Origin of the sequence: Janthinobacterium sp. Ant5-2-1 (genome assembly GCF_001445815.1) — a bacterium.
GTDB lineage: Bacteria > Pseudomonadota > Gammaproteobacteria > Burkholderiales > Burkholderiaceae_D > Janthinobacterium > Janthinobacterium lividum_E.
The window spans coordinates 109,847-133,858 of sequence record NZ_LNCE01000047.1 but is presented as its reverse complement, the minus strand read 5'-3'; the positions used below and the strand labels follow the sequence as shown (position 1 = coordinate 133,858).

The 24,012-nt window shown below is 64.7% G+C and carries 13 protein-coding genes; 7 read left to right on the top strand and 6 right to left on the bottom strand.

The window, feature by feature from the left end:
* Nucleotides 1–103 precede the first annotated feature (103 nt).
* The 3 genes from serB to ASN89_RS15810 all read right to left on the bottom strand — a co-directional run bounded on the left by serB (nucleotide 104) and on the right by ASN89_RS15810 (nucleotide 5,477).
* Nucleotides 104–946, bottom strand: coding sequence for a phosphoserine phosphatase SerB (gene serB, locus ASN89_RS15820; RefSeq protein ID WP_046683143.1), 843 nt, complete (start codon nucleotides 944–946; stop codon nucleotides 104–106).
* A gap of 55 nt (nucleotides 947–1,001) precedes the next feature.
* Nucleotides 1,002–4,445, bottom strand: coding sequence for a transcription-repair coupling factor (gene mfd / locus ASN89_RS15815; RefSeq protein ID WP_058049928.1), 3,444 nt, complete (start codon nucleotides 4,443–4,445; stop codon nucleotides 1,002–1,004).
* Nucleotides 4,446–4,532: 87 nt separating this feature from the next.
* The gene (locus tag ASN89_RS15810) at nucleotides 4,533–5,477 is read right to left on the bottom strand and encodes a 5'-nucleotidase (protein WP_058049927.1); all 945 of its coding nucleotides are present in this window, start codon (nucleotides 5,475–5,477) and stop codon (nucleotides 4,533–4,535) included.
* 341 nt (nucleotides 5,478–5,818) lie between these two features.
* Between ASN89_RS15810 and ASN89_RS15805 the strand changes: the two genes are divergently transcribed.
* From ASN89_RS15805 to ASN89_RS15790, 4 genes are all read left to right on the top strand, one after another.
* Complete coding sequence (locus ASN89_RS15805; protein ID WP_058049926.1) at nucleotides 5,819–7,594, top strand: methyl-accepting chemotaxis protein; 1,776 nt, start codon at nucleotides 5,819–5,821, stop codon at nucleotides 7,592–7,594.
* Between the two features lie 356 nt (nucleotides 7,595–7,950).
* Nucleotides 7,951–9,546 (top strand): methyl-accepting chemotaxis protein, encoded by a 1,596-nt coding sequence (locus ASN89_RS29785; protein ID WP_321166359.1) that lies wholly within the window; start codon nucleotides 7,951–7,953, stop codon nucleotides 9,544–9,546.
* Nucleotides 9,546–10,448: an EAL domain-containing protein gene (locus tag ASN89_RS15795; protein WP_058049925.1), complete on the top strand. Its 903-nt coding sequence runs from the start codon at nucleotides 9,546–9,548 to the stop codon at nucleotides 10,446–10,448. Before ASN89_RS29785 ends, ASN89_RS15795 begins: the two co-directional genes overlap by 1 nt.
* Nucleotides 10,449–10,499: 51 nt before the next feature.
* On the top strand, nucleotides 10,500–13,277 hold the full coding sequence (locus ASN89_RS15790) for an ATP-binding protein (RefSeq protein ID WP_058049924.1): 2,778 nt from the start codon (nucleotides 10,500–10,502) through the stop codon (nucleotides 13,275–13,277).
* 3 nt (nucleotides 13,278–13,280) lie between these two features.
* Here ASN89_RS15790 and ASN89_RS15785 read toward each other — a convergent pair whose 3' ends face one another.
* Together ASN89_RS15785 and ASN89_RS15780 are read right to left on the bottom strand one after the other, a co-directional pair.
* Nucleotides 13,281–14,192, bottom strand: coding sequence for a lipase secretion chaperone (locus ASN89_RS15785; protein WP_058049923.1), 912 nt, complete (start codon nucleotides 14,190–14,192; stop codon nucleotides 13,281–13,283).
* A 10-nt stretch (nucleotides 14,193–14,202) separates the two neighbouring features.
* Nucleotides 14,203–15,117: a lipase family alpha/beta hydrolase gene (locus tag ASN89_RS15780; RefSeq protein ID WP_058049922.1), complete on the bottom strand. Its 915-nt coding sequence runs from the start codon at nucleotides 15,115–15,117 to the stop codon at nucleotides 14,203–14,205.
* Nucleotides 15,118–15,480: 363 nt separating this feature from the next.
* Here ASN89_RS15780 and ASN89_RS15775 point away from each other — a divergent pair, with 363 nt between their 5' ends.
* Nucleotides 15,481–16,161 (top strand): TetR/AcrR family transcriptional regulator, encoded by a 681-nt coding sequence (locus ASN89_RS15775; protein WP_058050001.1) that lies wholly within the window; start codon nucleotides 15,481–15,483, stop codon nucleotides 16,159–16,161.
* 63 nt (nucleotides 16,162–16,224) lie between these two features.
* Here ASN89_RS15775 and ASN89_RS15770 read toward each other — a convergent pair whose 3' ends face one another.
* Nucleotides 16,225–18,552, bottom strand: coding sequence for a penicillin-binding protein 1A (locus tag ASN89_RS15770; protein ID WP_414842517.1), 2,328 nt, complete (start codon nucleotides 18,550–18,552; stop codon nucleotides 16,225–16,227).
* Between the two features lie 212 nt (nucleotides 18,553–18,764).
* Here ASN89_RS15770 and ASN89_RS15765 point away from each other — a divergent pair, with 212 nt between their 5' ends.
* Nucleotides 18,765–21,032 (top strand): OPT family oligopeptide transporter, encoded by a 2,268-nt coding sequence (locus ASN89_RS15765; protein ID WP_058049920.1) that lies wholly within the window; start codon nucleotides 18,765–18,767, stop codon nucleotides 21,030–21,032.
* Between the two features lie 165 nt (nucleotides 21,033–21,197).
* The gene (gene hepB, locus ASN89_RS15760) at nucleotides 21,198–24,011 is read left to right on the top strand and encodes a heparin/heparin-sulfate lyase HepB (protein ID WP_058049919.1); all 2,814 of its coding nucleotides are present in this window, start codon (nucleotides 21,198–21,200) and stop codon (nucleotides 24,009–24,011) included.
* Nucleotide 24,012 lies beyond the last annotated feature (1 nt).

Below are 24,012 nucleotides of genomic sequence, written 5' to 3'. Positions count from 1 at the left end.
CTCTTTCACGATGGGCTGGCGGGATGATCACAAGTTTGCAATATAGCAAACTTATGCCATCGCGCGCGCACCGCCCGCCCGATAGCCCTAACCTGGGGCCGATTCAGCTCAGGACGTTGAGCAAGCCATCGAGTCCCACGAAGTTCAGCGCCACGTCGGCTTGCGAGCGCACCACGGGCTTGGCGCGGAAGGCAACCGACAGGCCGGCGATGCCCATCATCTTCAAGTCGTTGGCGCCGTCGCCCATGACGATGGCTTCGGACGGGGAAATGCCCAGTTCCGCGCACACGCGCTCCACCGTGCGCTGCTTTTCCTCGGCGTCGACGATGCCGCCCAGGACTTTGCCCGTCAGTTTGCCGTCGACGATTTCCAGTGCGTTCGCATGCGTGTAGTCGAGGCCCAGGCGCTCCTTCAGGCGCTCGGTGAAGAAAGTAAAGCCGCCCGACACCAGCAGAGTTTTCAGGCCGGCCTTTTGCACGGCCGCCAGCATGGCTTCCGCGCCCGGCGACAGTTTCAAACGCTCGTCGTAGACGCGCTGCAGGGCCGATGCATCGAGGCCTTCGAGCAGGGCCACGCGCTGTTTCAGGCTGGCGGCAAAATCGAGCTCGCCGCGCATGGCCGCTTCCGTGATGGCCGCCACTTGCGGTTTCAAGCCCTGCATGTCGGCGATTTCATCGATGCACTCGATGGTGATCAGGGTCGAATCCATGTCCATCGCCACGAGCTTGAATTCACTAAGCTCGCGCTGTCCCATCATGTAGGTGGCGTCCAGCTGCGCCGCCTGGGCCGCCACTTCGATCGTGGGGCGCAGTGCGGGCGAGTAGGCGATCTGCTCGCAGCGCACGGCGTTCGGACCGAGGCGCGTGACGGACGTCGGCGCGGCCAGCGCGGCGATGCGTTCGAGGCGGGCGCTATCGCCGTCCAGGCCCTGCAGGATCAGATTCATGGTGATGGTCTTGGTATTGGTCATGGGGCAGTCCTGCATTAATTGTCGAAATGGTCTACACCGTCAATTGCTTGATGGTGGTCTTGATTTGCGTCACGCGCGCGGCCAGGTCCGGCATGGCGGCCGTGATTTTCAGCTTGTCCTGGCCATGCAGCTTGATATGGCGGTTTTTCTGGATCAGGTCGATGATGCGCATCGGATCGATGGGCGGCTTGGCCATGAATTGCAGGGTGGCCGCCTCGCCATGCACATCGATCTTGACGATGCCCACGGTTTTCGCCGCGATGCGCAAACGGTGCGTCTCGACCAGGGCCTTGACGGCGTCGGGCAGCTTGCCGAAGCGGTCGATCAACTCTTCCTGGATATCGTCGATCTTCTCTTGCGTGGCGCAGTTGGCCAGGCGCTTGTAGATCGACAGGCGCTCGTGCACGTCGCCGCAGAAGTCCGCCGGCAGCAGGGCCGGCACGTGCAGGTTGATCTCTGTCGTCGACGCCAGCGGCGCGGCCAGGTCCGGCTCCTTGCCCGCTTTCAGCGAGCGCACGGCTTCGTTGAGCATGTCCGAATACAGCTGGAAGCCGATTTCCGTCATTTCGCCCGACTGGCTCTCGCCCAGCACCTCGCCGGCGCCGCGGATTTCCAGGTCGTGCATGGCCAGGTAAAAGCCGCTGCCCAGTTCTTCCATCTGCTGGATGGCGTCCAGGCGGCGCTGCGCCAGCTTGGTGAGACCCTGTACGTCATGCACCAGCAGGTAGGCGTAAGCCTGGTGATGCGAGCGTCCCACCCGGCCGCGCAGCTGGTGCAGCTGCGCCAGGCCGAACTTGTCGGCGCGGTGCATGATGATGGTGTTCGCCGTCGGTACGTCGATGCCCGTTTCAATGATGGTCGTGCACAGCAAAATATTGAAACGCTGGGCAACGAAGTCGCGCATGACCTTTTCCAGGTCGCGCTCGTGCATCTGGCCGTGCGCCACGGCGATGCGCGCCTCGGGCAGCAGTTCCGTCAGCATGGCCAGGCGGTTTTGGATGGTTTCCACCTCGTTGTGCAGGAAGTAGATCTGGCCGCCCCGTTTGAGTTCGCGCAGGCACGCTTCGCGGATGATGGCTTCGCCTTCGCTGCGAACAAAAGTCTTGATGGCCAGACGCTTTTGCGGCGCCGTGGCGATGATGGAAAAGTCGCGCAAGCCTTCCAGGGCCATGCCCAGGGTACGCGGGATCGGCGTGGCCGTCAGCGTCAGCACGTCCACTTCCGCGCGCAAGGCTTTCAGCGCTTCCTTCTGGCGCACGCCGAACCTGTGTTCCTCGTCGATGATGACGAGGCCCAGGCGGGTAAACTTCACGTCGTCGGACAGCAGCTTGTGCGTGCCGATGACGATGTCGATGGTGCCGTCGGCCATGCCCTTGAACGCCTGCGTGATCTCCTTGCCGCTGCGGAAGCGCGACAGCTCCGCGATGCGCACGGGCCAGTCGGCGAAGCGGTCGGCGAAGGTTTGCGCATGCTGCTCGGCCAGCAGGGTGGTGGGCGCCAGGATGGCTACCTGCTTGCCGCCCATGACAGCGATGAAGGCTGCGCGCAGCGCCACTTCCGTCTTGCCGAAACCGACGTCGCCACAGACGAGGCGGTCCATCGGTTTGCCCGAGGTCATGTCCTTGATGACGTTGTGGATGGCCTCGGCCTGGTCCGGCGTTTCGTCGAAGCCGAAGCTGTCGGCGAAACGCTGGTAGTCGTGCGACGAGAATTCGAACGAGTGGCCCTGGCGCAGCGCGCGGCGCGCATACAGGTTGAGCAGCTCGGCGGCCGTGTCGCGCACCTGTTCGGCGGCGCGTTTTTTCGCTTTTTCCCACTGGCCCGAACCGAGCGAGTGCAGCGGCGCGTCTTCCGGCGAGGCGCCCGAATAGCGCGAAATGACGTGCAGCTGCGACACGGGCACGTACAGTTTCGTGTCCTTCGCGTATTCCAGGTGCAAAAATTCCGTCTCGCCTTCGCCCAGGTCCATGCTGGTCAGGCCCATGTAGCGCCCGATGCCATGGTTGATGTGCACGACGGGGTCGCCGATTTTCAGCTCCGACAGGTCGCGCACCATCGACTCGACCTGCGTCACGCCTTCCTGCTTCTTGCTGCCGACCCGGCGGCCGGAACCGGCATACAGCTCCGTCTCGGTGATGAAGGATAGATTTCCTGCCGGCGTAAACAGCTCGAAGCCCGCATGCAGCGGCGCCACGCCCAGCATCAGCTTGGTGTCGGATTGCAAAAAGCCATCGCTGCCTTCCACCGGCGTCAAATGCAGGTCGTATTCGCTGAAGTACTGCTGCAAGGTTTCGCGGCGGCCGTTCGATTCGGCGCAGATCATCACGCGGCGCCCCGATTGCAGCAAATAGCTGCGCAGGTTGGCCAGCGGATCGTCGGCGCGGCGGTTGACGGCGATGTTCGGCACGGGCGCCGACAGTTCGGACGCCAGCGCATCGTTCGATTTGCTTATCGCCAGGCGCGCATACGGCTTGGCCAGGCCGAAGAACTGCTCGTCGGACAGGAACAGCGACTCGGGCGGCAGGATGGGACGTTCGCGGTCCGCCTTCAGGAAACGGTAGCGCGACTGGGTATCGCTCCAGAAGCGGCCGATGGCAGAGTCGATCTCGCCCACCAGGGCCAGCGAGGCGTCGGGCGGCAGGTAGTCGAACAGGGTGGCCGTCTGCTCGAAGAACAGGGGCAGATAATATTCGATGCCGGCCGAGGCGATGCCGCTGCTGATGTCCTTGTAGACGACCGAGCGCGATGGATCGCCCTCGAACTGTTCGCGCCAGCGGTTGCGGAAGGTGGTGCGCGCCGCTTCGTCCATGGGAAATTCACGGCCCGGCAGCAGCCGTACTTCATGCACGGGATACAGCGAGCGCTGGGTGTCGGCGTCGAAGGTGCGGATGGTCTCGATGGTGTCGCCGAACAGGTCCAGGCGGTAGGGCAGGGCCGACCCCATGGGGAACAGGTCGAGCAGGCCGCCGCGCACCGAGTATTCGCCGGGCGACATCACTTGCGAAACATGGCTGTAGCCGGCCAGGGTCAGCTGCGACTTCAGGCGCGCCTCGTCGAGCTTTTCGCCCTTCTTGAAGAAGAAGGTGTAGGCGGCCAGGAAGGACGGCGGCGCCAGGCGCACGAGCGCCGTGGTGGCCGGCACGATCAGCACGTCGCACTGGCGCGTCTGGATTTCATGCAGCGTGGCCAGGCGCTCGGAGACCAGGTCCTGGTGCGGCGAAAACGCATCGTAGGGCAGGGTTTCCCAGTCCGGCAGCAGGTGGCAGCGCAGTTCCTTGCCGCCAAACCAAGGGATTTCATCGAGCAGGCGCTGGCCGTCGCTGGCCTGCGCCACCACCACGGCCAGCATCTGGCCCCGCGCTTTCAAGGCCAAAGCGGCCAGCGCCAGGGCATAGGCGTCGGATGAACCATACAGGGCGGGCAGCGCATAGCGGTTGCCGGGCTTGGGGAGGGCTTTTGTTAAGTCTAAGGACATGCAGGCGATGACACTAGTGGCAGAGGCAGTTGAATGGGACAGCTGTGGTGCGCGCCGCGCCGCCAGTGACGGCGCTGACAGGCAGGATTATAGACCATCGCCCGCGCGCATATTCGCGACACCGAAAGGAACATGCACCATGGGTATCGTGCCGCCCGCCGATTTGAGGTGGCTCAGCTGGTCATCGAAGAAGATATGCGGCTTGAACACGGCCAGCACGCGCGATTTGTCCATGCCGCCGAGGAAAAACGTCTCGTCGGCCGCCACGCCCCAGCTTTTCAGGGTCGTCACGACGCGCTCGTGCGAAGGCGCGTTGCGCGCCGTGATGATGGCGATGCGCAGGATCTTTTTATAACCGGGGTCGCGCCGCTGGGCCCTTTCTTCCAGGCGCTGCATGGTGGCCAGCTTCTGGAACAGGCCGGCCAGCGGGCCGGGGCGGTGCGGCGTGCCCACGTTCAGGGTTTCATGGGCGTGGAATTCATCGACGTCATTGTTGCGCTTGAAGACGGTTTCCGCTTCGTCGTCGGCGATCACGCCGTCGAAATCGAAGGCCACGCGCAGTTCCTCGTCGTTTTCGTCGTCTTCCGTGCGCGACGGCAGCACCAGGCCGGCCGGGTAGTCGCAGGCCAGCGCGCTGCGTACGTCGTCTTCATTCGCGCTGAGGAACAGCGACGCGTTGAAGGCGGGCAGGTAGGGATAGGGCGACTTGCCCGTCATGAAGGCGGCGCGCGAAATGTCCAGGCCATAGTGGGCGATCGAATGCATGACGCGCAAGCCCGTTTCCGGCGAATTGCGCGAAAACAGCACCACTTCCACGGGCGACTGGCGCGGATAGTGCTTGTTGATGTTCAGGAAACGGCGGATGAAGGGGAAGGCCACGCCGCGCGGCAAGACCGTGTCGACATGCGTTTCCTGGTACTTGCGGTATTCCTCGGGTCCGTTGTCGAGATAGACCTGGTGCGATTCGGCCAGGTCGAACAGGGCGCTGGAAGCAACCCCGATCACCAGTTTGTGTTCGATAGGATAAGCCATGGTCTGCCTGTTGTTTGCTTGTTGCTCATCTTATACGACTATCAACTGCGTAGCCAATAGTGAGGCATGGGGATTTTTTTGCACCAAAGCGGGGCGCTATGTCAATTTTTTTGACCGCTGTGCAATGCGCGCCACAGTAAAGAAATAAATATTGTTTTGTATCAAGTATTTGACAGCCAGCGCGCCTGTTTTCCACTATGCTTCCACTTATAAAATCTCGCCAATTGTAACGAAGCGTACGCCCTATCCCCGCCACCTTTATACAAGTGTCAGCTGTTTTACTCGAACATGCCAGCCCCAACTTCGCCAGCAGTCTTCGTGACTTTATAAAGGACCTCGCCATGTTTAAGAATTTACTGATCAAATGGAAGTTGGCGACGCTTGTCGCCGTGATGATGGTGGCCTTGCTGGTGGTGGGCATCAGCGGCTACACGGGCATCGCCACCGTGGGCAACGCCGTCAATGAAATCGGCGTGGTGCGCCTGCCGTCGATCCAGGGCTTGATGATGATCAACGAAGGCCAGACGGCCGTTGCCGCCGCCACCCTGACGGCCGCCATGTATGAAAACAATTACCAGGCACAGGACAAGTTCGCGGAAGCGCTGCAGCTGCGCACCAAGGCCTGGAACAATATCGAGGCGGGCCGCAAGCTGTACGAACCGCTGCCGCAAACCGCCGAGGAAGCCGTGCTGTGGAAGCGCTTCCAGGGCGAGTGGACGGCATGGAAGGCGGACGACGACAAGGTGCGCGCCATCTTGCGCCAGCTGGCCGACAACCGCGACGAGCCGCGGCAGAAAGAGTTGTTCGCGGCGTTCTACAAGCAGTACCAGGACTCGCGCAGCCTGTTCGGCAAGGCCGAAGGCACGCTCAACGAGATCATCAAGCTCAATAACGGCGTGGCCGACGCCAGCGTCAAGGATGGCAGCGCGGCCGTGATCCGCTCGGAAAGCCTGATGGTCATCCTTGGCTTGCTGGCCTCCGCGCTGGGCATCGGCTGCGCCGCCTATATCACGCGCGCCATCACGCAGCCGATCAATTCGGCCGTGAAAGTGGCGCAAACGGTGGCTTCGGGCGACCTGACGAGCCACATCGAGGTACACACGACGGAAGAAACGGGTCAGCTGCTGCAGGCGCTCAAGGACATGAATTCCAGCCTGGTCAGCATCGTCGGCCAGGTGCGCAGCGGCACGGAGACCATCGCCACGGCGTCGTCGGAAATTGCCAGCGGCAACCTGGACCTGTCCTCGCGCACGGAAGAGCAAGCCAGTTCGCTGGAAGAGACGGCGTCGTCGATGGAAGAGCTGACGTCGACCGTGCGGCAGAATGCCGACAACGCCCAGCAGGCCAACCAGCTGGCGCTGAGCGCCTCGGGCGTGGCGGTCAAGGGCGGCGCCGTGGTGGGCAAGGTGGTCGAGACCATGGACGCCATCAACGACTCGTCGCGCAAGATCGTCGACATCATTTCCGTCATCGACGGCATCGCCTTCCAGACGAATATCCTGGCCCTGAATGCGGCCGTGGAAGCGGCGCGCGCGGGCGAGCAGGGACGCGGCTTTGCCGTCGTGGCCACGGAAGTGCGCAATCTGGCGCAACGCTCGGCCGCCGCAGCGAAGGAAATCAAGACCCTGATCGGCGACTCCGTCGTGGCAGTGGATGCGGGCAGCAAGCTGGTGGCCGAGGCGGGCAGCACGATGGCCGAAATCGTCTCCAGCGTGCAGCGCGTGACGGACATCATGGCGGAAATCAGCCTGGCCACGCAGGAACAAAGCTCGGGCATCGACCAGATCAACCAGGCCATCGGCCAGATGGACCAGGTGACGCAGCAAAACGCGGCCCTGGTGGAAGAGGCGGCCGCCGCGGCCGAATCGCTGCAGGAGCAATCGGGCCAGCTGGCCCAGGTGGTCAGCGTCTTCAAGCTCGATGGCGCCCAGGCGCCTGCCGCGCGGGCAAACGCGAACGCAAAGCCGGCCGCGCCGCGCGCCGTGGCGGCCAGCGCGGCGCTGAAGCGTCCGGCATCGCGGCCTGCGCCGCGTCCCGCTGCGGGCCGCCCGGCCTTGCACGCCGTGCCGTCCCAGCGCCAGAGCGCGCCGCGCGACGACGAGTGGGAAGTGTTCTGATCGATTGACGGCGCCAGCATGCGCTACCGGACGGCCGCCTTGCGCGGCCGTTTTCACATGCGCGCACAGGGTCGCACTGCGGTTCGAACTGCGGTTACTACTTACTAAAAAAACAGCGTTATAAAAATAGCTGTTTTGCCATCTAAGCAAATCTTTTCAAAACTTAACGCGACATTGCCTGTGAGATAACTCACACTGCCTGCCGTACCGCCCTTGTTCCCGCCTCGGCCACATCCCGGCTGACCCTTCCGCCTGCTGCGTCCAGCCATTCATGGCAGGCGGCAGCCATTGCCGTCAGCCTTGCATGCGAGCCCGGCGTGATGACCGATGCACCACACTGAAGGATGCGAATAAAGATGGCAAATATGAAAATCGGCACGCGCCTGCGCTGCGCCTTTGCATTGTTGACCTTGCTGCTGCTGGCGACCGCCGTGCTGGGCATGCTGCGCCTGTCCAGCCTGGAGCTGCGCATGCGCGACGTGATCAATGACAAATATCCGAAAACCGTGCTGGCCAACGACATCATCAAGAATGTCAACATCATCGCGCGCTCCTCGCGCAACCTGCTGCTGATGACGGAGCCGCAGCAGCTGGCGCAGGAACGCGCCACGATCGCCAGGGCAGGCGGCGAAACGGAAAAGGGGCTGGCGCAGCTGGAACAGGTGGTAACGTCGCTGCAGGGCCGCCAGTTGATGGCGGCCGTGACGCAGGCGCGCGCCGCGTTCAACGGCGGGCGCGACAAGGTACTGGCCTTGCTGGAAGAGGGCGCGCGCGATGAAGCGACCAGCTTGCTGCTCGGCACGGTGCGGGGCGACCAGCTGCGCTACATGGCGGCGCTGGAAAGCCTGATCGCGCACCAGCATGGGCTGATGGAGGAGGCGGGCGCCCAGGTGCGCGCGGAACACGCCACGGCGCGCAACATGATGCTGGCGCTGAGCGCGCTGGCCGTGCTCTTTTCGCTCCTTACCGCCTGGCTGGTCACGCGCAGCATCGTCCATCCGCTGCGCCATGCCCTGGCAGTGGCGCAGACCGTGGCTGCCGGCGACCTGACGTCGACCTTCGGCCGCCACGGCGGCGATGAAACGGGCAAGCTGCTCGACGCGCTGAGCATCATGAACGGCAACCTGCTCGACATCGTGCAGCAGGTGCGCAGCGGCACTGACACCATCGCCACGGCCTCGTCGCAAATCGCGGCCGGCAATATCGACCTGTCCTCGCGCACCGAGGAGCAGGCCAGCTCGCTCGAACAGACTGCGTCGGCCATGGAGGAACTGAACTCCACCGTGCAGCAGAACGCGGACAATGCCCGCCATGCCAGCGTGCTGGCCGTCGAGGCGGCGAACATCGCCGGCGCCGGCGGGCAAGCCGTGGGCCAGGTGATCCATACGATGGACGCCATCAGCGCCTCGTCGGCGCAGATGGCCGACATCATCGGCGTGATCGACATGCTGGCCTTCCAGACGAATATACTGGCCCTGAATGCGGCCGTGGAAGCGGCGCGCGCGGGCGAGCAGGGGCGCGGCTTTGCCGTCGTGGCAACGGAAGTGCGCAATCTGGCGCAGCGCAGCGCGGCGGCGGCGCGCGATATCCGCGCCCTGATCGCCACCTCCACGCAGCAGGTGGACGCAGGCGCGGCGCTGGTTGCACAGGCCGGCGCCACGATGCGGGACGTGGTGGCGGCCGTGGGACGCGTGAGCCAGATGGTGGCCGACATCACGGCGGCCAGCGCCGAGCAAAGTACGGGCATCGGCCAGGTCAGCCAGGCGGTCGTGCAGATGGACGAAGTGACGCAGCAGAACGCGGCCCTGGTGGAAGAGGCGGCGGCCGCTTCGCAATCGCTGGAAGGCGAGGCGGCCAGGCTGCTGCAGGTGGTCAGCGTGTTTCGCCTGCGCCAGGGGCCGGCGGTTCTGGCGGGCCGCACTGCGCCGGCCGTACCGCGTCTGCTGGCCTAGTGGCGCGCCTGGCAAGGTTCTGGCACGGCGCGCTGGCGCGGCTGTGCCGGGCGCCGGCGCGCAGCCGGGAGTTGCAGGGGCGCCTGGACAGGGCCATCGTCGACGGCGAATTCTGCTTTCACTACCAGGGCAAGTTCGATACGGCGCAGTTGCGCCTGGTCGGCCTGGAGGCGCTGCTGCGCTGGAACCACCCGCACCACGGCCTCGTCTATCCGAACGAATTCATCGGCCTGGCCGAGCGGACGAACGCCATTGCCGCGCTGGGCAACTGGGGCATCGACGCGGCCTGTCGCCAGCTGGCGCATTGGCGCGCGGCGGGCCTGCCCGTGGTGCCGGTCGCCGTGAACGTCTCGGCGCGCCAGCTGTGCCAGCCGCATTTGTCGGCGCAGTTACCCGATTTTGTGCTGGGCTGCTTGCGGCGCCACGCCATACCTGCCGGCCTGCTGGAGCTGGAAGTGACGGAAAGCTGCTGCATCGACGACATGGCGCAGGCGACGCAGGTATTGCGCCGGCTGCGCGCGCTGGGCCTGGCCATTTCGCTCGACGATTACGGCACCGGCCATTCGGGGCTGAGCCATGTCAGGATGCTGCCGATTCATACCATCAAGATCGACCGCTGCTTCATCCACGACGTGGCCAGCGGCGGCCGCGACGCCGTCATCGTCGCCTCGACCCTTGCCCTGGCGCGGGGCTTGGGCTTGCAGGCGCTGGCCGAGGGCGTGGAAAACGGTGAACAGCTGGCGCAGCTGCGGCGGCTGGGCTGCCCCCAGGTACAGGGCTTTTATCTGCACCGCCCGGCGCCCGCGGCCGACGTGGCCGCGCTGCTGGCCGCGGGCGCGCCGGCCGGCCCTGTAACAGTGCCGAAACATGGCGCCATGCGGCATGGCGCGGATGCTCAGTAGAATATGGCCACTGCAAGCCGCGTGCTTTAACACCTACTCCCCCACGCAAGAATGATAAACAGTCCTGCCCCGGCCTATGTCTTCGGCCCGTTTCGCCTTTTGCCGCTGGAGCGCGTGCTGTTCGAGGGCGAACGCGCGCTGCGCCTGGGCAGCAGGGCCATGGACTTGCTGCTGGCCCTGCTGGAGCGCGCCGGCGACATCGTCGACAAGCACGATCTGGTGGCTATCGTCTGGCCCAACGCCGTGGTCGACGACGCGACCTTGCGCGTGCACCTGGCGGCGCTGCGCAAGGCGCTTGGCGACGGCCGCGATGGCCAGCGCTACATCACCACCATTCCCGGGCGCGGCTACGGCTTCCTGGCGCCGCTGGCGCACACGGGCCGGCCAGCGCCCGGTGCGGCGGGCGCCGAGCCACGACACAACCTGCCCGTCATGCTGACGCGCATGCTGGGCCGCGCCGAGGTGCTGCAAACGATGGCCAACCAGCTGCTGCAATTGCGCCTGCTGTGCATTGCCGGCCCGGGCGGTATCGGCAAGACCACCCTGGCCGTCGGCCTGGCCACGCGCGTGCTGCGCCGCTATGCGGATGGCGTGTGTTTCGTCGACCTGTCGCCGCTGGACGAGGCCCGCCTGGTGCCGCTGGCGCTGGCCACGGCGCTGGGCGTGGCCGTGGCGGCCGACGACGCCATGCCGGTCTTGCTGGCCTACCTGCGCCCGCGCCACATGCTGATCGTGCTCGATAACTGCGAGCACGTGATCGGCGCGGCCGCCACGCTGGCCGACGCCTTGCTCAAGGGCGCGCCGCTGCTGCACGTGCTGGCCACCAGCCGCGAGCCGCTGCGCCTCACCAGCGAGCAGTTGCAGCGCCTGCCCACGCTGGAATTGCCGCCCGCCGATGCCGTGCCCGATGCGGCGGCAGCCCGCCATTTCTCTGCGGTGCAGCTGTTTTGCGAACGCTGCGCGGCCGTCGACGATGCTTTCGTGCTGGCCGACGCCGACGTGCCCGTCGTCGTCGATATCTGCCGGCGGCTCGATGGCATCCCGCTGGCGCTGGAATTGGCGGCCGGGCGCATCGGCCATTTCGGCTTGCACGAATTGCGCCGCCAGCTCGACGACCGCTTTCGCCTGCTCACGCGGGGCGCGCGCAACATGCCCTTGCGCCACCAGACCCTGCGCGCCACCCTGGACTGGAGCTATGGTCTGCTCGACGCGCAAGAGCGCCAAGTACTGCAGGCGCTGAGCGTGTTCAGGAGCCGCTTCCGCCTCGAGTCGGCCAGCGCCGTGGCCGGATGCGATGTGTTCGACACCGTGGCCGACCTGGCGGCCAAATCCCTCGTCAGCATCGAGTTTTGCGGCCAGCACGTGTATTACCGGCTGCTCGACACCACGCGCGCCTATGCCGGTGCGCAGCTGTCGGCGGGCGGGGACGCGGGCGCCGTGCTGCTGCGCCATGCGCGCCATTGCCTGGGCCTGGCCCAACGCATCGCGGCCGACTGGGGGAGCATGCCGCCGGCCCAATGGAGCGCGCGCTATGGCCGCCATGTCGACGACCTGCGGGCCGCCATCGACTGGGCCTTTGGCGAGGAGGGCGACGTGGCGCTGGGCGTGGCTCTGACCCTGGCCGCGCAAACCCTGTTTTATCAGCTGTCGCTGATGGACGAGTACCGCGTGCGCGTCGAGCGGGCGCTTGAGTGCATGGCCGCGCATGCGCTGGACGACCCGGACAGCGAGATGCGGCTGCATGCCTCGCAGGCGCATCTGCTGCTGCATACGCAGGGCATCACCGGCACCATGCTGCGTTCGTTCCAGCACGGCTATGCGCTGGCCATGCGCACGGACGATGGCAGCCGGCGCTTCGAGGCGATTTGCGGCATGTGGATCTGCTGCCTGAAGCTGGCCGATTTCCAGCGCGCCGACAGTTATGTCACCGAGCTTGCCGTCCTGTGCGACGCGCGCGACGATACGCCGATGCGGCTGGTGCTAACGCGCATGCGTTCGGTCGGCGAGTACGTGCAGGGGCGCTACGCGCAGGCGGCGGCGCTGGCGCACATGGTGCTCGCGCATCCCGAGGGCGCATGCCAGCTTGGCGTCAACAATGTCTTGCTGGCCGACCACCAGGTTTGCCTGCGCGGCACGCTGGCGCGCTGCCTGTGGATGCAGGGCCGCCCCGACGATGCCCTGGCCCTGATGCGCGAGGCGGTGGCGGTGGGCTTCGAGCATAATGGCGTCACGCTGTGCGTGGCGCTGGCCATCAATGCCATTCCCGTCGCCTTGTGGTGCGGGCAGCGGGAACTGGCGCATGCGTGGACTTGCCTGCTGTGCGAGCATGCGGCCCGCTATGGCTTGCTGTACTGGAGCGCCTGGGGCGCCGCTTACCAGCGCCTGCTTGATGCGGACGAGGCGCTGACACAGTTTCCCTGGCCTGCGGTGCGCAGCTGGCCGATACAGGTCGACTTGATGGCCACCCTGCACGACGCTGCCGCCGATAGCCAGGCGCTGCGGCGCGCACGCATGGGCCAGGCGCCATGGAGCGCGCCGGAAGTGCTGCGCCGCGACGCGCACCACCGTTGGCGCGCGCTGGCGCAAGAGGATGCCACCGGGCTGGACGCGGTGCGGGTACAACTGGAAGAAGCGCTGCGGCTGGCCAGAGAACAGCAGGCGCCGGGCTGGGAACTGCGCTGCGCCACCAGCCTGGCGGCCGTGCTGCAGGCGCAAGGCCGCGGCGCGGCCGCGCATGCCGTGCTGGCCCCCGTCCATGCCGGCTACCGGCAGGGGCGCGGCACGGCGGACGTAATGGCGGCGGCGGCTTTGCTGGCGCAGCTGGCTTGAGCCTTATTCGTAGGCGCCCAGCCGGCGCTGCTCGTCCGGCGTGAAACTGGCGTCGCGCAGCTGCTGCAGGGCTGCCGCATCCTGCGCGCCGCCGGGCAGGCTTGCCCTTTGTGCTTGATAAGCGATGATGCGCTGCTGCCACTGCGATTCCTCGCGGTCCAGTTCCGCCAGGCGCGCCGCCGCCGCCGGCGTGAAGGTGCTGGCGCGCAGGCGGTAGACTTCGTTGTCGCCGCCGCCCTGTGCCCGCAAGCTCTTGACGGAGGCGTCCAGCTGCGCCACCCGCAGCGGCGCATCGCGCGCGGCGCGCTGGGCGGGCGTCATCTTTTGGTCCAGCGCCATCAGTTGCGCCTGGCGCTGCGCCTCATCGAGCGTGGTGTCGCCGAGGATGGCCATGCGCGCCACGGCGTCGTCGTCATACGCGTCGCTGGCGCCGAACAGGCCCGCGCTTTCCTCGGGCGTAAAGTAATTGCCGCGCAAGGCGCGCATGGCTTGCAGGCGCGCGCTCGCCGCCAGGGCCGCATCGGCTTGCGCCGGCAAGGCCTGCTCGGCCCCGGCCAGCGCCTGCTTGTAGGCCAGATACGCGCCCAGCAGGCGCTTGGCTTCGCGGGCGGGGACGGGCGCCAGGCGCCGCTCCAGTTCCGCCTCGATCTGGCTGCGGATAGCGGCCAGCGGCTTTTCGCCGAGGCCCGCCAGGTAGTAGTCGAACAGGTGCGCCAGTTCCGCGTCGACCACCAGCTTGTCGCCGGCGGCTACCGTCACGTTGCCGTCGGGCCGCGTGCCTTCCATCGAGCGCACGAACGCGAACAGGTCCGGTTCCGCCTTTTCCGGCGGCGGGGCGGGCGCTTCGCCCGGGCGCAGCGCCAGGTACAGGGCCAGGGCCGCCAGGCTGCCGCCGATGATCCATTTCGCGTGCATGCGCTTCTCCTTACAGTCCCAGGCCTTGCAGGCGGTTGGCCTGCTGGCGGAAGACCGTGACGGGGTTCGTTTCGAACAGGTTGACGATGCCGACGAACTGGTTGACTTCATCGAGGTGGTTCATGGCGTAGTCGTCGCGGATCACCTTGCCCAGGTGGCTGGAACAGCTACTGACCAGGCCATCGTTCTTGGCACCGCCGAAGGCCAGGCTGATGGCGGCCAGCAGCGGGTCGCCCACGTCGAGCACGTTCGTGTACGGCTGCGCGCCGCTCCACGAAAAATAGTGCACGCCTTGCACCTGGTAGGCGCCTTCGCCGCAGGCGGAGGCGGGTACGCCTTGCGGATGGCGGCTGTTGAAGGCGAGCGAGCCGGCGGTGGACAGCGACGCCAGCGAGGCGCCCGCGTTTTGCGGCAAGCCCTTGTTGCCCGACAAAATGCCGATCAGCGAGGCGAGCGCATTGCCCAGCGCGTTGCTGGTGTTGGGGATGGCGCCGCTGAGGATGTCGGCCACCTTGGAACCCTTGTTGACGCCGGCCACGCTGGTGACGGACGCCACCAGGTCGGGGCGCACGGAAGCGACATAGCGGGCCGTGGGGCCGCCGTGGCTGTGGCCGATCAAATTGACCTTGGCCGCGCCGGTGGCGGCGAGGATTTGCCGCACCTGCGACAGCAGCTGCTCGCCGCGCACTTCCGTGCTGTTGGCGGCCGACACGGTGGTCACATACACTTGCGCGCCGCCGCTGCGCAGGGCGTCGGGGACGCCATAAAAATACTCGACGGGGCCGAGCTTGTCGAAGCCGAACAGGCCGTGCACGAGCACGATCGGGTACTTCGTTTGCGTGTAGCCGGCGGCGCTGGCGCTGCCGGGCAGGATGGCGAGGGCGAGGAGCAGGGTGGATAGCAGTTGCCAAAAGCGAGTCTTCATTTTGTCTCCGTTATTTGAATAGTATGGAAATGTCGATGCTGTAGCGATGTGCCGTGCGCGCCTTCGCATTCTATCGATGCATTAAATATAGCGAGCGCTCGGTTTTTTGAATGTAGCACCGCTGGATGTAAATTGCATTTGAATTGCATGATGCAGCGCAATAACTGTGGGTATTTGGCGTGGCTTATGCGCCCATTGCATAGTTGAAAAGTAAAATAGTTGTTTTCCTGAGCTATAATCGGCCCGCATCAGCCGTCCCGCCATCTTGCAGTGCCGTGCCCAGGCATTGCATGGATATCGCTCTTACACCGTTATTTGGGAATGCACTTGTCGACCCATTTTAATTTTGAACAGTTTCAGCAGATGACGCCTTTAAATGGCGAAAACATCTGGGAATATATTCTTGACCGCCACGCGGAACGTATCGGCGTCAAGCGCCGCAAACCGGCGCTGGAAAATCTTGAACGCATCTTCGTCGCCACTTTCCGCCTGGCCAATGACGTGGGCTTCCGCGCCATGAGCTTGCGCGACCTGTGCCGCGAGACGGGGCTGTCGATGGGCGGCCTGTATGGTTACATCACCAGCAAGGATCAACTGGCCGAAATGATCGAGGACGTGGTGCGCCACGCCACGCAAGCCTTGCCGCTGCTGTTTGCCGACGTGAAGTCGCCGCTGGACCGCCTCGAAGCGATGATACGCTCGTCGATCTACCTGTCCGAAGTGCTGCAGCCGTGGTTTTATTTTGTCTTCATGGATTCGCGCGTGCTGCAGGTCGAGCAGCGCAGCATGGCGAAAAATTCGGAACTGTATGTGCAGACCCTGATCGCCGCCACGATTGCCGAAATCGAACCGAAACCGCAGGGAGATCCCACCTTGCTGGCCGCGCACTGCCTGGCCCTGTTCCAGGACTGGTACGTGAAACGCTGGAAGTACCGCGCCGCGAAGGTCAATGTCGACGATTTCGCCGACAGTGTCGTCGGTACGGCGCGCGGGTATCTGAGCATGGTCAAGGCGCCGGAAGCAGGTCGGATTAGCGCAGCGTAATCCGACAGGCGTCGACGGCGGCGCTTGTCGGGTTACGCCGTTCCGGCTAACCCGACCTACTGATCAGTTCGTGGTTTCCACCGGCAGCGTCTCAGGCACGGCCGCCGGATCCGTCGGCGTCTCCACGTCCATATCCAGGGTCCTGATCCCGTTCATGTCGATGAATTCGTCATATAGCCACTCGCCGTCGACCTGGCTCAGGCCAGCCGGCACGGCGCGCGTGATTTGCGGGCGCGTCGACAGGGCCGTGCGCATGTAGTCGATCCAGATCGGCATGGCCAGGGTCGCGCCGAATTCGCGTCCACCCAGGGACTTGGGCTCGTCGTAGCCCATCCACGCCACGGCCACGATGCCGCCGCTGTAGCCGGCGAACCAGCCATCGACGGCGTCGCTGGTGGTACCCGTCTTGCCGGCGATGTCAGTCCGCCCCAGTTTTTTCGTCGCCGCCGCGCCCGTGCCCGTGCGCGCCACTTCGCGCAGCATGCTGTCCATCACGAAGGCGTTGCGCGGGTCCAGCGCCAGGGTCTTGTCGTCGTTCGGCGCGGGCGGCTTGGTCTGCATCAGGATGGTGCCCTTGGCGTCGACGATGCGGTCGATCAGGTAGGGTTCCACCTGGTGGCCGCCATTGGCAAACAAGGCGTAGGCGCCCGCCATCTGCACGGGCGTGACGGAACCCGTGCCCAGCGCCATGGTCAGATTGTTCGGCTGGCGTGCCGGGTCGAAGCCGAATTTTTCCAGGAAGTCGTGCGTGTACGACACGCCCAGCGCGCGCAGGATGCGCACCGAGGCCACGTTCTTCGATTGCGCCAGCGCATAGCGCATGGTGATGGGGCCGTCGAACTTGAAATCGTCATTCTGCGGCGCCCACACCTTGCCGCCCGCCTGCATTTCCAAAGGCACGTCGTTGATCAGGGTGGCCGGCGAAAAGCCTTTTTCCAGCGCCGCCGAATACACGAACGGCTTCATGGCCGAACCGGGCTGGCGCCATGCCTGCGTGACGTGGTTGAACTTCTGCAGGTTGTAATCGAAGCCGCCCACCATGGCGTGGTAGGCGCCCGTGTCCGCGTCGAGCGACACAAACGCGGCGGCCACCAGCGGCACTTGCGTGATGGTCCAGTTGTCCTTGCCATCCCTGGTGATGCGGATCACGGCGCCCGGGCGCAGCTTGATGCCGGCGCTCGCTTTGGCGGACAAGGCAGGGGCGGCAAAGCGCAAGCCTTCGCCCGTGATGGCCTTGGCGTCGCCGTCGCCCGTGTCGGCCACCACCTTGCCGCTGGCCACGTCCGTGACGACGGCGGCGATCAGGCCGTCGCTGTCCGGGCGTTTTTGCAGCGCCGCATCGATGGCGTCGTCGCGCTGCTCCGGGTCGGCTGGCATGTCGATGAAGGTTTCCGGACCGCGGTAGCCGTGGCGCTGGTCGTAGGCGATGACGTTGCGTCGCGTCGAGGCATAGGCCGCATCCTGGTCGGCTTTCAGGATCGTCGTGTAGACGCTGATGCCCTTGGTGTAGCTGTCTTCCTTGAACTGCGCGTAGACGGCCTGGCGCGCCAGTTCGGCCACGTATTCGGCGTGCGTATCGAAACCCTGCTTGCCGCGGCTATTGATATGCAGCGGCTGGGCCAGCGCCTGCTGGTACTGGCCTTCGCTGATGTAATCGAGTTCGCGCATGCGTTTCAAGACCAGCCGCTGGCGCGCGTGCGCCTTTTTCGGATTGCTGATCGGGTTGTGGCGCGACGGGTTTTGCGGCAGGCCCGCCAGCATGGCCATTTCCGCGATCGACAGTTCGGACAAGGGCTTGCCGAAGTAGGTCTGCGCCGCGCTGCCGAAGCCGAACGAGCGCTGGCCCAGGTACATCTGATTCATGTACAGCTCGAGAATCTGGTCTTTCGACAGGGCCGCCTCGATTTTCAGGGCCAGCATGATTTCATTGAGCTTGCGCGAGGCGACTTTTTCGCGCGTCAGGAAGAAATTGCGCGCCACCTGCATGGTGATGGTGGAGCCGCCGCCGTGGCCGAAGCCATGGCGCAGGTTCGACAGCACGGCGCCGCCGGCGCGCACGAAGTCGATGCCGTGGTGCTCGTAGAAGCGGCCATCCTCGATGGCCAGCAAGGCCTTCTTCATCATTTCCGGCACTTGCGCAATCGGCACGAAGTCGCGGTGCTCTTCGCCGAATTCGCCGATCAGCACATTGTCGGCCGTGTACACGCGCAGCGGTATCTTCGGCTGGTAGTCGGTGATGACGCCCAGTTCGGGCAGGCGGGGGCGCACGTACAGGAACAGGTAGGCGGCCAGCAGCACGGCAGCTGCCAGCGCGGCGCAGCCGGCGATGATGATAGCGCGCACGGTGGCGTGGCGGGAAGGCCAGGGGAATCCGGTTCGTTTGGCAGTCAAGGCAGTCTCACGTGAGCGTGCAAGGCACGGTGGCAGCGATTATAGACCAATGCGCCAGCCGTTCCGGCGCGGGCGGGGCGGCAGGGCCGGCCGCCGGGACCGGGAGCAAAAAACCTTTTCATCGAAACGCGGCTGTGCGATAGTCTCGGCTTCAAGAAAATAGCCCGGGCGTCAATCCGGGCTGTTTATTTTTAAAAATTAAGGAAATATCCATGGCAAAAGATGCAACACCGAGCGTCGTGAAGCCGTACATTCCGGCCGATGCGAAGCTGCCCGAGATGACCTTCCGCGCGCTATTCATGGGCGTCATCCTGGGGATGGTCTTTGGCGCCTCCTCGCTGTACCTGGTGCTGAAAGTGGGGCTGACCGTCAGCGCCTCGATTCCCGTCGCCGTGATCGCCATCACCCTGTTCGGCCTGGCCAAGAAGGTGGGCGGCAAGGATTCGTCGATCCTGGAAAACAGCATCACGCAAACGGCCGGTTCGGCCGGCGAATCGCTGGCCTTCGGCCTGGGCGTGACCATGCCCGCCATTTTGATCCTCGGCTTCGACCTGGAAATCTCGCGGGTCATGCTGGTCGGTATCCTCGGCGGCCTGCTGGGCATCCTGATGATGATCCCGATGCGCCGCACCATGATCGTCGACCAGCACAAGGAACTCAAATTCCCCGAAGGCACGGCGTGTGCCGAAGTGCTCAAGGCGGCCGCCACGGAAGAGTCGCGCATCGCCGCTGGTGAAAGCATCGAGAAGGATTCGGCTGCCGCGCTGGACGCCAAGCGCCGCGCGAAGATCATCTTCGGCGGTTTTGCCGTCGGCTTGCTGTACAAGGTATTCAATATCTCGTTCAAGGGCTGGAAAGACACGCCGGGCGTGGAATTTGCCGCACCGCTCAAGGGCGGCTCCATCGGCGCCGAGATTTCGCCTGAGTTGCTGGGCGTGGGCTACATCATCGGCCCGCGCATCGCCGCCACCATGGCGGCTGGCGGCGTGCTGTCGTACCTGCTTTTGATCCCGATGATCAAGTTCTTCGGCGACAGCCTGACCACCGTGCTGTCTCCTGGTACCAAGTTGATCAGCGAAATGGGCGCGGACGACGTGCGCAGCGCCTACGTGCTGTACATCGGCGCGGGCGCCGTGGCCGCCGGCGGCCTGATTTCCCTCGTGCGCGCCATGCCCATGATCTGGCGCAGCCTGTCGGCCGGCCTGAAAGGCATCGGCAAGGGCGTCAAGAGCAATTCCACCTTGCGCACGGACCAGGATATCCCCCTGAAATGGGTCGTCATTGGCTGCCTGTCCATCATCGCCGTGATCACCTTCGCCACGCCGCTGCACATGAATTTCCTCGGTGCGCTGCTGATCCTCGTCTTCGGCTTCCTGTTCGCCACCGTGTCGTCGCGCCTGACGGGCGAAATCGGCTCGTCGTCGAACCCGATCTCCGGCATGGCCGTGGCCACCTTGCTGTTTACCTGCCTGATCTTCCTGATCATGGGCTGGACGGGCGGGCGTTACTATGTGACGGCCCTGTCGGTGGGCGCCATCGTGTGTATCGCCGCCAGCAATGCGGGCACCACGTCGCAGGACTTGAAAACCGGCTACCTGGTGGGCGCCACGCCGCGCCTGCAGCAGTACGCGATTTTGGCGGGCGCGCTGTCGTCGGCCCTGATCCTCGGCCCGATTCTGCTGAAACTGAATGAAGCGAGCACCGTCTACGTGCCGGCCGCCCAAGTGGCGCCCGGCCTGACGGTCGACGCGTCGAAGCTGACGGTGACGGGCGAGCTGCATGGCCCGCAAGCCGATACCGACCATAATACGTATAAAGTCTGGCAAAAGACAGATACCGTGGGCGGCCCGGCCGGCAAGTATTTTGTGAAGGAAGACGGCCAGCTGGCCTACCTGGTCGACCCAGGCATCAATGGCCATTACAGCAAGCGTCCGGACGGTTCGGAAGTGAAAAAATACGATGCGCCGAAGGCCGTGCTGATGTCCTACATCATCAAGGGCATCCTCGACCAGCAGCTGCCGTGGACCCTGGTGCTGTTCGGCGTGATGATCGCCGTGGTGCTGGAAATGGCCGGCATCCCGTCGCTGGCGTTTTCCGTGGGCGTGTACCTGCCGCTGTCGTCGACCTTGCCGATCTTCGTCGGCGGCCTGGTGCGCTGGCTGGCGGACCGCCGCAACAACAAGCTGGAACACAACGCAAAGCTGAACGAGGAAGAGCGCCAGCTGGCGGGCGACCGCAGCTCGGGCGTGCTGCTGGCCTCCGGCTACATCGCCGGCGGCGCGCTGGCCGGCATCATCATCGCGATCACGGCCGGCGTGCTCACGCATTTCGACCAGATGATGGCCGACTGGGCCGAGCACGGCAACCCGTTCTACGCGGGCCTGCACTCGGATGCGCTGTCCCTGCTGCCGTATGCCGTCATCATCGTGCTGCTGTATATCGTCGCAAGAGAGAAGAAGGCGGATCGCCCGCAGGCTTGATGTTACAAAGCCCCATGAAAATCGCCCGGTGTCATGATGATCCGGGCGGTTTTTTTTGCCCGTCGCCGGCCGGCTCAGGTATTTTTGTTATAAAAATGAAATTAAATATCGTCAGGTGGTGTATTGTTCTTGCTGTTTAAAATACAACACACTGGAGTTTTCCTCATGTCCCCACTGCAACGCGGTTTTATCTCTTTTGCCTTGCTGGCAGCCAGTCCGGCCCTGCATGCCACGCCTTTCCCCGTCGAGGCCATGTTTGAGGCAGAAAGTACGGCGCCTGGCGCACCGTGGATGCTGGAAAGCCAGGGCAGCAACGTGGTGTCCGGCGGCGCTTACCTGAGTACGCCGGCCGACCTGGTGCGCGCCGAGCCGCCAGGCGCGGCGGCGCAATTGTCGTACAGCGTGGCCGTGCCCCGCGACGGCAACTATACGATCTGGCTGCGCGTGCTGGCGCCGGCGGCGAACGCCGCGTCCTTGTACCTGGCGGTCGACAATGGCGCCTACGCCAGCGCATCCGTGCCGTTCACCGTCGGCCAGCCGCCGAAGTGGACCTGGTTGCCCGTCACGCGCTGGCTCGCCGCGGGCGAGCGCGAACTGAAGCTCCAGTACCGCGAGGGCGGCCTGGGCATCGATTGTCTCTTGGTCACGGCGCTGGCCGACTTTGTCCCGCAAGGCTATGGCGTGTATCCGCTGCCCACCGTGCTGCCGCCCGCCGGCGAGCATCCGCGCGTGTTTGCCAGGGTGGGGGACCTGGCCGCGATACGCAGCCGTTTCGAGTCGAGCGCGCAGGAGATGGTGCAGCATCGCGCTGTCCTGAACGGGTTTGTCGCGGCACCGGCGATCGTGGCGTTGCCCGTGTTCGTGCCTGGCGGCCCGGCCAGGAGCAATCACCAGGTCGATGTCGTGAGCACGATCAAGGCGAAGGCGCTGTACTCCCTGCTGTACGAACGCGACGGTTCGGCGGCGCAGGCGCAGCGGGGCCGGGAAGCCGTGCAAATGCTGCTCGACTACCTGGCGGCCGTGCAGTTTGTGCCTGGCTACAATCACCCGAACGAAAAAGGCGACATCATCCTGGCCAGCGCCATGGTGTATGACTGGTGCTTCCAGCTGATGAATGCGCAGCAGCGCGCCTATGTCGTCACGCGTTTTACGCAGCTGGCGGCCACGATGGAAATCGGCTTTCCGCCATCGCGGCAAGGCCCCGTCGTCGGCCATGGCAGCGACAACCAGCTGCTGCGCGACCAGCTGTCGGCCGCCATCGCCTTTTATGACGAGGCGCCGCTCGTCTACAACATCGTTGCCGGGCGCTTCTTTGCCGACTATATCGCGCCGCGTAACTATGCCTATGCGGCGCAAGCCTATCACCAGGGTGCGTCGTACGGCACGGTGCGTTTCCTGGCGGATATGTACGCCGCATGGATATTCCGGCGCATGGGCGCCGCGCCCGTGTTTGATCCCGTGCAGCAGATGACGCCGTATCACTGGCTGTACACGCGCCGCCCCGACGGACAATGGATGCGTGATGGCGACGTCTATCACTCCTCCTACACCAACAGCAGGGAGTACTGGAGCGAACCGCTGGCCTTCATGCTGCCCGCCACCTACTACAACAATTCCACCTTGAAGCATGAGTATTTGAAGCAGTCGCTGCAGCCGTCGACCAGCTTTATCCACCCCAAGGACAGCATCTGGCCTGTCCTGCTGGGCAATACCGCCATGGGCAGCACGCCCAGCCCGGCGGCGTTGCCCTTGACCAAATATTTTCCGGATCCCGCCGGCCTGATGATCGCCCGCACGGGCTGGACCGACGGCATACATGTGGAGTCAGGCAATGTCGTGGCGACGATGAAGCTCGGCGGCGACTGGTTCGGCAATCACGAACATTATGACGCCGGGCATTTCCAGATTTACTACAAGGGCGGCCTGGCCATCGATTCGGGTATTTATAGCGGCAGGGATGTGACCGATCCCAGCATCCCCCTGGAATACGGCAGTGCGCACGACATGAATTATCACAAGCGCAGCATCGCGCACAACACCATGCTGGTGCATGACCCGGACGAGAATTTCGACGGCTATGCCAATGATGGCGGGCAGCGCTTCCCGGGCGACGAGCCGTCATCCCTGGCGGAACTGGCCAACGGCTACAAGGTGGCCACTGTCCTGCGCCAGCAGCAGGTCGGCGGCGCGGCAGGGGCGCCCGACTTCAGCTACATCAAGGGCGACCTCACGGCCGCGTACAGCAGCAAGGTGCGCCAGTTCCAGAGGTCATTCGTGTTCTTGAACCTCAAGGATGCGAACCACCCGGCGGCCCTGATCGTGTTCGACAAGGTCAGCGCCAGCGATGCGGGGTTCAAGAAGACCTGGCTGCTGCACAGCCAGTTTGAGCCGGAAATCAGCGGCGACACGGTGATCATCCAGCGCATGGAATGGGACTACAACAGCACCTTGCAGTACAACGGCAAGCTGATCAACCGCACCTTGCTGCCGGCGAGTGCCGTGCTGGCCAAAGTCGGCGGCAGCGGCAATGAATTCAGCGTCGGCGGGACGAATTATCCGATCCAGGCTGAAGCCGATTATTCGACCGAGGAAGCGGGCGCGTGGCGGCTGGAAGTGTCGCCGCCGAGCGGAAACGAAACGGATGTGTTCCTGAACGTGATGCAGGTGATGGATGCCAGCAGCACGCTGTCTGCGTTACCGACGACGCCCATCGATTCGGCCCTGCTGGCCGGCGTGAAAATCCAGGACCGCGTGGTGCTGTTTTCCAAAAGCGGCTTGCCGCTGGGCGGGACCGTCACCGTCGAGTTGCCGGCGCAAAGCGCGTCCATGCAGGTGCTGGTGACGGATTTGCAGGCGGGAAGCTGGACGGTGATCAAGCGCGGCACGGATGGCCCCATCGAAGATGAAGTGAGTGACGGCGGCGGCACCCTGTATTTTGTCGCCAATGGGGGCGGTGTGTATGACCTGCAGCGCAAGTAGT

Excerpts from the sequence above, each read along its gene's own strand:
- mfd (WP_058049928.1), bottom strand. The coding sequence starts at position 4,445 with ATGTCCTTAGACTTAACAAAAGCCCTCCCCAAGCCCGGCAACCGCTAT.
- ASN89_RS15765 (WP_058049920.1), top strand. The coding sequence starts at position 18,765 with ATGGCAAAAGATGCAACACCGAGCGTCGTGAAGCCGTACATTCCGGCC.
- ASN89_RS15775 (WP_058050001.1), top strand. The coding sequence starts at position 15,481 with ATGACGCCTTTAAATGGCGAAAACATCTGGGAATATATTCTTGACCGC.
- ASN89_RS15780 (WP_058049922.1), bottom strand. The coding sequence starts at position 15,117 with ATGAAGACTCGCTTTTGGCAACTGCTATCCACCCTGCTCCTCGCCCTC.
- ASN89_RS15805 (WP_058049926.1), top strand. The coding sequence starts at position 5,819 with ATGTTTAAGAATTTACTGATCAAATGGAAGTTGGCGACGCTTGTCGCC.
- ASN89_RS15785 (WP_058049923.1), bottom strand. The coding sequence starts at position 14,192 with ATGCACGCGAAATGGATCATCGGCGGCAGCCTGGCGGCCCTGGCCCTG.
- ASN89_RS29785 (WP_321166359.1), top strand. The coding sequence starts at position 7,951 with ATGGCAAATATGAAAATCGGCACGCGCCTGCGCTGCGCCTTTGCATTG.
- hepB (WP_058049919.1), top strand. The coding sequence starts at position 21,198 with ATGTCCCCACTGCAACGCGGTTTTATCTCTTTTGCCTTGCTGGCAGCC.
- serB (WP_046683143.1), bottom strand. The coding sequence starts at position 946 with ATGAATCTGATCCTGCAGGGCCTGGACGGCGATAGCGCCCGCCTCGAA.
- ASN89_RS15810 (WP_058049927.1), bottom strand. The coding sequence starts at position 5,477 with ATGGCTTATCCTATCGAACACAAACTGGTGATCGGGGTTGCTTCCAGC.
- ASN89_RS15790 (WP_058049924.1), top strand. The coding sequence starts at position 10,500 with ATGATAAACAGTCCTGCCCCGGCCTATGTCTTCGGCCCGTTTCGCCTT.